We start from the raw sequence: 9,537 nt of genomic DNA, 5'->3' as shown, positions 1-9,537 counted from the left end.
GTCCACCTCCCCCGCGACACACTCCACCCGCTCAAGCGGCACACCACACGCCGCCAACCCCTCCACCACAGCCTCGGACCACACCTCACCCGCAGCCATCACAGCAAGCCAACGACCGCCCAGCACCCCACCCGACGGCGCGACAAGAGGCTTCCACTCGACCCGATAGCGCCAGCCGTCCACCACCGACTGCTCACGGGGCTCGGGGGTGGCGCCGGTCGATTCCAGCCAGTAGCGCTCGCGCTGGAACGCGTACGTGGGCAGATCCACCCGTCGCGCCCCGGTGCCCGCGAAGTATGCCGCCCAGTCGATCGGTGCGCCCGACGCGAAGGCACCGGCCACCGCCGACATCAGCGACGTGGTCTCGGGCCGGTCGGTCCGCAGGAAGGCGAGGAACACCCGCTGGGTGTCCTCGTCACCGGTGTCCGAGAGGCAAGCCTGTGCCATCGCGGTCAGGGTCCCGCCGGGCCCCAGCTCCAGGAGCCGTGTCACGCCGCGCTCGGCGAGCCACCGAACGCCGTCGGCGAACCGGACGGCGTCGCGGACATGCCGCACCCAGTAGTCGGGGGACGTCAATTGCTCCGACGTGGCTAGTTCTCCGGTCAGGTTCGAGACGACCGGGATACGCGGCTCCGCATACCCGACGCTCTCCGCAACCGCCCGGAACTCGTCCAGCATCGGCTCCATCAAAGGCGAATGGAAGGCATGACTCACCTGGAGCCGCTTCACCTTCCGGCCCTCGGACTCGAAACGCCCGGCAATCTCCACCACCGCGGATTCCACGCCGGAGATCACCACCGCCTGCGGACCATTCACCGCCGCAACACTCACCCGCTGCTCAAGCCCCTCCAGCAGCGGCAGCACCTCAGCCTCCGACGCCTGGAGCGACACCATCGCTCCACCCGCCGGCAACGCCTGCATCAACCGGCCACGGGCAGCGACCAGACGACAGGCGTCCTTCAGCGACCACACCCCTGCCACATGCGCAGCCGCCAACTCGCCAATGGAATGGCCGGCCAGGTATTTGGGCTTGATGCCCCAGGATTCGAGCAGCCGATAGAGCGCCACTTCCACCGCGAAGAGTGCGGGCTGGGTGTATGACGTCCGGTGGAGGGCATCGGGGTCCTCGCCGAAGAGGACGTCTCGCAGGGGGCGCTCCAGCTGGGTGTCGAGGAGCGCGCACGTCTCGTCGAAGGCCGCGGCGAAGGCGGGGAAGGCCGCGTACAACTCCCGGCCCATTCCGGTGCGTTGGGCTCCTTGGCCGGTGAAGAGGAAGGCGGTGGCGCCGCGCATCGTGCGGCCGCCCACCACTCCCGGGCCCGCTCCCTCGATGCCCTGGGTGGCCAGTTCCTCCAGGCCGCGCAGGGCCGCGGCCCGGTCCTCCGCAAGCACCACGGCCCGGTGTTCGAACGCGGTCCGGGTGGTGGTCAGGGAGTGACCGACGTCGGTCAGGTCCAGCTCGTCCTGCGTGACCCGCGACAGCAGCTGCGCCGCTTGGCCGCGCAGCGCGGCCGCGCTGCGGGCGGACACCACCCAGGGAACGAGGGGGAGTGCGCGGACGGGCTCGCCGTCGTCCTCCGTTGCCGGGGCGTCCTCATCCGTCGGCGGCTCCTCCAGGATGGCGTGGGCGTTGGTTCCGCTGATGCCGAAGGACGAGACGCCGGCGCGGCGCGGGCGTCCGTTCTGCTGCCAGGGCATCGCCTCGGTCAGCACCTCGACATCGCCGGATGTCCACTCGATGTGGCGGGACGGTTCGGAGATGTGCAGGGACTTGGGGAGCGTCCCGTGGTGCATGGCCATGACCATCTTGATGACGCTGCCGACGCCGGCCGCCGACTGGGTGTGGCCGATGTTGGATTTGAGCGAACCGAGCCGGAGGGGCCCGTGGTCCGCACGGTCCTTTCCGTAGGTGGCGAGCAGCGCCTGTGCCTCGATGGGGTCACCCAGCGAGGTACCCGTCCCGTGGGCGTCGACGGCGTCGACATCGCTCGGCGACAGCCCCGCCCGGGACAGCGCGGACCGGATCACCCGCTGCTGCGAGGGGCCGTTGGGGGCGGTCAGGCCGTTGGACGCGCCGTCGGAGTTGATGGCCGTACCCCGGACGACGGCCAGCACCGGGTGGCCGTTCTTCCGCGCGTCCGAGAGCCGCTCGACGAGCAGCATGCCGGCGCCCTCCGACCAGCCGGTTCCGTCCGCGTCGTCGGAGAACGGCTTGCAGCGGCCATCGGCCGCCAGGCCGCGCTGCCTGCTGAACTCGAAGAACATGGCCGGGGTGCACATCACGGCGACCCCGCCGGCCAGCGCCAGATCGCATTCGCCGCGGCGCAGCGCATGGCACGCCCAGTGCAGGGCGACCAGCGACGAGGAGCAGGCCGTGTCGACCGTGACGGCGGGGCCTTCGAGGCCGAGGGTGTAGGCGATCCGACCGGAGGCCACGGAGGTGGCGTTGCCGGCGAGGAGCAGCCCCTGTACGCCTTCGGGGAGGTCTGCCACGCCGATGCCGTAGCCGGAGGTGGCGGCGCCGACGAACACTCCGCCGTTGGAGCCGCGCACCGACGCCGGGTCGATGCCGGCGCGTTCGAAGGCCTCCCAGGCCACTTCGAGCAGCAGCCGCTGCTGCGGGTCGGTGGCCAGCGCCTCCCGCGGGCTCATCCCGAAGAACGCCGGGTCGAAGTACCCCGCGTCGTGCAGGAAGCCGCCTTCGCGGACGTAGATGGAGCCCGGCTTCTCCGGGTCCGGGTCGTAGGCGCCGTCGACGTCCCAGCCCCGGTCGACGGGGAAGTCGGAGACGGCGTCTCCCCCTTCGGCGACCAGCTGCCACAGGTCTTCCGGAGTACGCACGCTGCCGGGGTAGCGGCAGCTCATCGCGACGATGGCGATGGGCTCCTGGTCCCTTCCCTCAGCTTCGCGAAGCTGGCGACGGGTCTGCCGAAGCTCGGTCGTCACCCGCTTCAGGTACTCCATGTACTTCTCGTCGTCAGCAGCCACCAACGTCACATCCTCGAACAAAGCCGAGCGGTTCCCCGCGTTCGGTCACGACGTTCCCAGTTCCTTGTCGATGAGGTCGAACAGTTCGCCGGCGGTCGATGCCGATGCCAGCTCGCCGTCGTCCTCATCGGTTTCCGCGTACGGATCCGCGCCTTGCTCCTGCGTGCCGCCGCCCTGCCAGTGCGCGGTCAGCGCGCGCAGCCGCTCGGTGATCTCGGCTCGCTCCTCGTCACCGACCGTGGCCCCGGCCAGCGCTGCCTCCAGCCGGGTGAGCTCGCCGAGGATCGGCTGCGCACCCGAGGTCTCGGGCAGGTCGATCTCGTCCAGGACATGACGGACGAGGACGAGCGGCGTCGGGTAGTCGAAGACGAGGGTGGCGGGCAGCCTGAGCTGGGTCGCCGCGTTGAGGTGGTTGCGGAGCTCCACCGCCGTCAGCGAGTCGAAGCCCAGCTCCTTGAAGGCCTGGTCGGGTTCGATGTCCTCGGCGGATCCGTGTCCGAGGACGATGGCCACCTGGGTGCAGACCAGGTCGAGCAGATGCTGTTCGCGGTCCGCCGCAGGCAGCGCGGCCAGTCGCTCCGCGAGATCCTGCGGTGCTTGCGTGCCCTTCGCCGCGGCCGAGGTCGCGGTCTGGCGGCGGGCGGGTGCCCGGACCAGGCCGCGCAACAGCGGCGGTACGGCCTCGGGGTGCGCACGCAGTGGCGCCGTATCGAGGTTCATCGGCAGCAGCAGGGGGCGGGCCAGCTCCCGTGCGGTGTCGAGCAGGCCAAGCCCCTGTTCCGGGGTGAGCGGAAGCATGCCGCCGCGCGCCATGCGCTGCAGATCGGCTTCGCTCAGCTCGCCCGTCATGCCGACGCCGGGAGCCCAGGCGCCCCACGCCAGCGACTGTGCGGGAAGCCCCAGGCCACTGCGCAGGCGGGCCAGCGCGTCCACGAAGGCGTTCGCGGCCGCGTAGTTGGCCTGTCCGGCGCTGCCGAACGTGCCGGCCACCGACGAGAAGACGACGAACGCGGCCAGGTCCTCGTCCCGGGTCAGCTCGTGCAGGTGACGCACCGCGTCCGCCTTCGGCGCGAGCACCTTGTCCAGCCGCTCCGGCGTCAGCGACGACAGCACGCCGTCGTCCAGCACACCGGCCGTGTGCACGACCGCGGTGAGCGGGTGCTGCTTCGGTACGGAGTCCAGCAACCCGCGCAGTGCCTCGCGGTCGGCGCTGTCGCAGGCGGCGACGGTGACCTCGGCACCGAGGGCGGCCAGTTCGTCGCGCAGCGCCTCGACGCCCGGGGTCTGCTCGCCGCGCCGGCTGGCCAGGAGGAGGTGGCGCACTCCGTGCTCGGCCACCAGATGCCGGGCCACCAGCGCGCCCAGCCCGCCCGTACCGCCGGTCACCAGTGCCGTTCCCTGGGGGTCCAGGGGAGCCGGCACGGTCAGTACGACCTTGCCGACATGCCGGGCCTGGCTGAGGTACCGGAAGGCCTCCGGCGCTCTGCGTACGTCCCAGGCCGTGACCGGCAACGGCTGCAAGGCGCCCTGCTCGAAGAGGTCGAGGAGTGCGGTCAGCATCTCCCCGATCCGCTCGGGACCGGCCTCCCACAGGTCGAAGGCCCGATACCTGACATCCGTATGCGCGGCCGCGACCTCCTGCGCGTCGCGGACGTCGGTCTTGCCCATCTCCAGGAACCGCCCGCCCCGCGGCAGCAGCCGCAGCGAAGCGTCCACGAACTCCCGCGCCAGGGAGTCCAGCACCACGTCGACACCGCGGCCGGCGGTCTCCGCCAGGAACGACGTCTCGAAGTCCAGATCACGCGAGGACGCGATGTGCGCCTCGTCCAGCCCCGAGCTGCGCAGGGTCTCCCACTTGCCCGGGCTCGCGGTGCCGAACACCTCGGCGCCCAGGTGCCGCGCCAGCTGCACGGCGGCCATGCCGACGCCGCCCGCGGCGGAGTGCACCAGCACCGACTCGCCCGCCTGGAGCTCCCCCAGCTCCACCAGCGCGTAGTACGCCGTCAGGAACACCACGGGAACCGACGCCGCCTGCGCGAACGACCAGCCCTCGGGTATGCGGGCCAGCAGCCGGCGGTCCGCCACCGCGAGGGGGCCGAAGGCACCGAAGAACATGCCCATCACCCGGTCTCCGGGCTGCAGGTCGTGCACTCCGGGGCCGACCTCCAGGACCACCCCGGCGCCCTCACTGCCGAGCGCGCCGGCCTCGCCGGGGTACATCCCCAGCGCGTTGAGCACATCGCGGAAGTTGACGCCTGCCGCCCGCACCCCGATGCGGACCTGTCCGTCCCCCAACTCGGTTGCCACGTCCGGGCATTCGGCCAGCTGCAGATTTCCCAGGGTGCCCTTGTCGGCGATGTCCAGCCGCCAGGCGTCCCCGTCCGTGTCGGGCCGGCGCAGCGCGTCCGCGGACGCGACCCGGGCCAGCCGCGGTACGTGCACCACTCCCGCGCGGACCGCGGCCTCGGGCTCTCCGCCCGCCAGTGCAGCGGGCACGGCGGCGGTCGACTCCGCCGTTCCGTCGAGGTCGATGAGCGTGAACCGGCCCGGGTTCTCCACCCCGGCGGCCCGTACCAGGCCCCAGACGGCGGCCTGCGCCGGGTCCGGGTGGTCCGCGTCCGAGGTGCTCACGGCGCCGTGCGTGAGGATGACCAGCCGGGAGGCGGCGAAGCGCTCGTCGGCCAGCCACTTCTGGAGAAGTGCGAGCGCGTCGTGGGCGGCGGTGTGCGCCCCGGCGGCCGCGTCTGACGGGTCGTCCGTCCTGGTGGAGCTGACGAGCACCACGGGAGGCACCTCGTCAGCCAGCTCACTCAGGCTGTCCGTTGCCTCCACCCGTACGCCGGTGCCGTCCAGGGCCACGGCCAGCGCCATGTCCCCGACGACCGCCCACTGCTCGTCGGACGGCGCGGTGGGCAGCGGCACGGTGTTCCAGTCCACCTGGAACAGTGCGTCGTGGTAGGCCGCGCCGCCGCTCACCTGCTCACCGGAGACCTGACGGAGCGTCAAGGACTCGATGGAGGCGACCGCGCCTCCTGCCGGGTCGGCCAGTTCGAGGGAGACCGCCTCGGGTCCGGACTGCACCAGGCGGACGCGCAGGGCGCTGGCGCCGGCGGCCCGCAGCGAGACCCCGTTCCAGGAGAACGGCAGCCGGCCGCGGCCGACGTCCTCCATGGACACGAACATCATCGCGTGCAGCGCGGAGTCGAGCAGCGCGGGGTGCAGCCCGAACGCGCCGGCCAGCCCGTCGTGCTCCTCCGGCAGTCCCACCTCGGCGAAGATCTCGTCGCCGCGCTGCCAGACGGCCTTCAGCCCGCGGAAGACGGGACCGTAGGCGAAGCCGGCCTCGGCGAAGCGGCCGTAGAAGTCGTCGACCGAGGTGGCGTCCGCGTCCCGCGGCGGCCAGACCGTGAAGTCGTACGGCTCGCCCGGGTCCGCGGCCGCTCCGGTGGACACCACGCCGCTGGCGTTGAGCACCCACGGCTGCTCGCCGAGGTCGTCCTCCGGCCGTGAGTAGAGGTTCAGCGTCCGACGCCCGGACTCGTCCGGCGGCTCCACCGCGAGCTGGAGTTGCACCGCACCGCGCTCGGGCAGGACGAGCGGCGCGGCGATGGTGAACTCGTCGACGCGGTCGCAGCCCACCTCGTCGGCGGCACGGACGGCCAGTTCGAGGAAGCCGGTGCCGGGGAACAGGACGGTCCCGGTCACCGCATGGTCGGCGAGCCAGGGGTGGGTGTGCAGCGACAGCCTTCCGGTGAAGAGGAAGGCGTCCGAGCCGGCCACCTCGACGGCCGCGCCGAGCAGGGGGTGGTCCGCCGAGCCGAGTCCTGCCGAGCTGATGTCGCCGGTCGGCATGACGGGCGGCTTGGGCCAGTAGCGGTGCCGCTGGAACGCGTAGGTCGGCAGCCCGACGCGCCGCGCATCGCCGTCCGTGAAGGCGGCCTCCCAGGTCAGCGGCGTCCCGGCGGCAAACACCTGGGCGAGGGCGGTGAGGAGCCCGGTGGCCTCCGGACGGTCCTTGCGAAGGGCGGGGACGAGGAGCTGGTCCGCTCCCGTGTCACCGTCGAGGCAGCCCTGCGCCATGGCGGTCAGCGTGCCGTCCGGCCCGATCTCCAGGAAACGCGTGACCTCGTGCTCCGCCAACCACCGCACGCCGTCGGCGAACCGGACGGCGCCACGGACGTGCCGCACCCAGTAGTCGGGGGAGGTCAGTTCTTCCGCGGTGGCGAGCGTGCCGGTGACATTCGAGACCACCGGGATACGCGGTTCCTCGTACGCCACGCTTTCCGCAACGGCTCGGAATTCGTCGAGCATCGGCTCCATCAGCGGGGAATGGAAGGCGTGACTCACCTGGAGCCGCTTCACCTTCCTCCCCTCGGACTCGAAACGCCCGGCGATCTCCGCCACCGCGGATTCCACACCGGCGATCACGGTCGATTTCGGACCGTTCACCGCGGCAATGCTCACCCGCTGCTCCTGGCCTTCCAGCAGCGGCAGCACCTCGTCCTCGGTGGCCTGAAGGGCGACCATGGCGCCGCCGGCCGGGAGCGCCTGCATCAGACGACCACGGGCCGCCACCAGCCGGCACGCATCCTCCAGTGACAGCACGCCCGCCACATGTGCGGCCGCCAATTCGCCGATGGAGTGCCCCACCAGATAGTCGGGCCGGACTCCGAATGATTCCACCAGCCGGAACAGCGCCACCTCGACGGCGAACAATGCCGGCTGGGTGAAACCGGTCCGGTTCAGCGCCTCCGCATCTCCATCGGCATCCGCGTCTTCGCCAAAGACCACGCCCCGCAGCGGCGACGCCAATTCACTGTCGAAGTGGGCGCAGACGGAGTCAAAGGCGTCAGCGAATGCCGGGAACGCGTCGTACAACTCGCGGCCCATTCCGAGACGTTGTGCGCCCTGGCCCGTGAACAGCAGTGCCAGCCGGCCGTCCGCCTTTGCCGTGCCGGTGACGGCGTTCGGCGCGGCTTCGTCGGCCGCTACGGCGGCCAGACCGCGGAGCAGCTCGTCCCGGTCCGTGCCGAGGACCACGGCGCGGTGTTCCATGACCGACCGGGTGGTGGCCAGCGACAGTCCCACGTCGGCGGTGCGCAGCGCCGGGAACTTCTCCGCATGGGCGAGCAGCCGGGCGGCCTGGGCACGGAGGGCGGCCCTGGTCTTACCGGTGATCACCCAGGGGGCGGGAGAGGCCTCGGCTGCCGGCCGGCCTTCGTCCGCAGGGGCGATGTCCTCGCCAGGGGCGGCGTCCTCGGACGGGGCCTCCTCCAGGATCGTGTGGGCGTTGGTGCCGCTGATGCCGAAGGACGACACTCCGGCCCGGCGCGGCCGGCCCGTCTCCGGCCACTGCACCGACTCCGTCAGCAGCCGCACGTCTCCCGCCGACCAGTCCACATGCGAGGAAGGCTCATCGACGTGCAAGGTCCGCGGCAGGACGCCGTGCTGCAACGCCAGCACCATCTTGATCACACCGGCCACACCCGCGGCCGCCTGCGTGTGCCCGATATTCGACTTCACCGACCCCAGCCACAACGGCCGGTCCTCATCCCGATCCTGACCGTACGTCGCGAGCAACGCCTGCGCCTCGATCGGATCACCCAGCGACGTCCCCGTACCGTGCGCCTCGACCACATCCACGTCGGAGGGCGAAAGCCCCGCACCCGCCAACGCCTGCCGAATCACCCGCTGCTGCGAGGGACCGTTCGGGGCGGTAAGGCCGTTCGACGCACCATCCTGGTTCACGGCGCTGCCGCGCACGACCGCCAACACCTGATGCCCATTCCGCCGGGCATCCGACAACCGCTCCACCACCAACACACCCACACCCTCAGAAAACCCCGCACCATCCGCAGCATCCGAAAACGCCTTACACCGACCATCAGCAGCCAACCCCCGCTGCCGACTGAAATCCACAAACAACCCCGGCGTCGACATCACCGTCACACCACCCGCCAACGCCACATCACACTCACCCGCACGCAACGACTGCACCGCCAAATGCAACGCCACCAACGACGCCGAACACGCCGTATCCACCGTCACCGCAGGACCCTCAAGACCAAACGTGTACGACAACCGCCCCGACACCACACTCGCCGCATTACCCGTACCGATATAACCCCCCAAATCCTCCTCACCCGACGCCACCAACAACCCCGTGTAATCCTGACCATTCGTCCCCGCAAACACCCCCGTACGAGACCCACGCAACGACCCAGGAACAATCCCCGCCCGCTCAAACGCCTCCCACGACGCCTCCAACAACAACCGCTGCTGCGGATCCATCGCCACAGCCTCACGCGGCGAAATCCCAAAGAACGCCGGATCAAACTCATCAACCCCCGGCAAAAACCCACCCTCACGAGTCGACACCTTCCCCGGCACACCCGGCTCCGGGTCATACAACCCCTCAACATCCCAACCACGATCCACCGGGAACGGCACCACACCATCCCCACCCGCAACCAACAACCCCCACAACTCCTCCGGCGACCCCACCCCACCAGGGAACCGACAACTCATCGCCACAATCGCCACCGGCTC

2 protein-coding genes are annotated in these 9,537 nt (G+C 70.9%); both read right to left on the bottom strand.

What is annotated here, in order from left to right; genetic code table 11:
* A partial coding sequence (locus EST54_RS31600) for a type I polyketide synthase (RefSeq protein ID WP_129251130.1) occupies positions 1 to 2,991 on the bottom strand: 2,991 nt, incomplete at its 3' end.
* A gap of 42 nt (positions 2,992 to 3,033) precedes the next feature.
* A partial coding sequence (locus EST54_RS31595; RefSeq protein ID WP_129251129.1) for a type I polyketide synthase occupies positions 3,034 to 9,537 on the bottom strand: 6,504 nt, incomplete at its 5' end.

Origin of the sequence: Streptomyces sioyaensis, from assembly GCF_004122735.1 — a bacterium.
Taxonomy (GTDB): Bacteria; Actinomycetota; Actinomycetes; order Streptomycetales; family Streptomycetaceae; genus Streptomyces; species Streptomyces sioyaensis.
The sequence above is the reverse complement of the archived record's forward strand: the minus strand, read 5'-3'. Positions and strand labels throughout refer to the sequence as shown.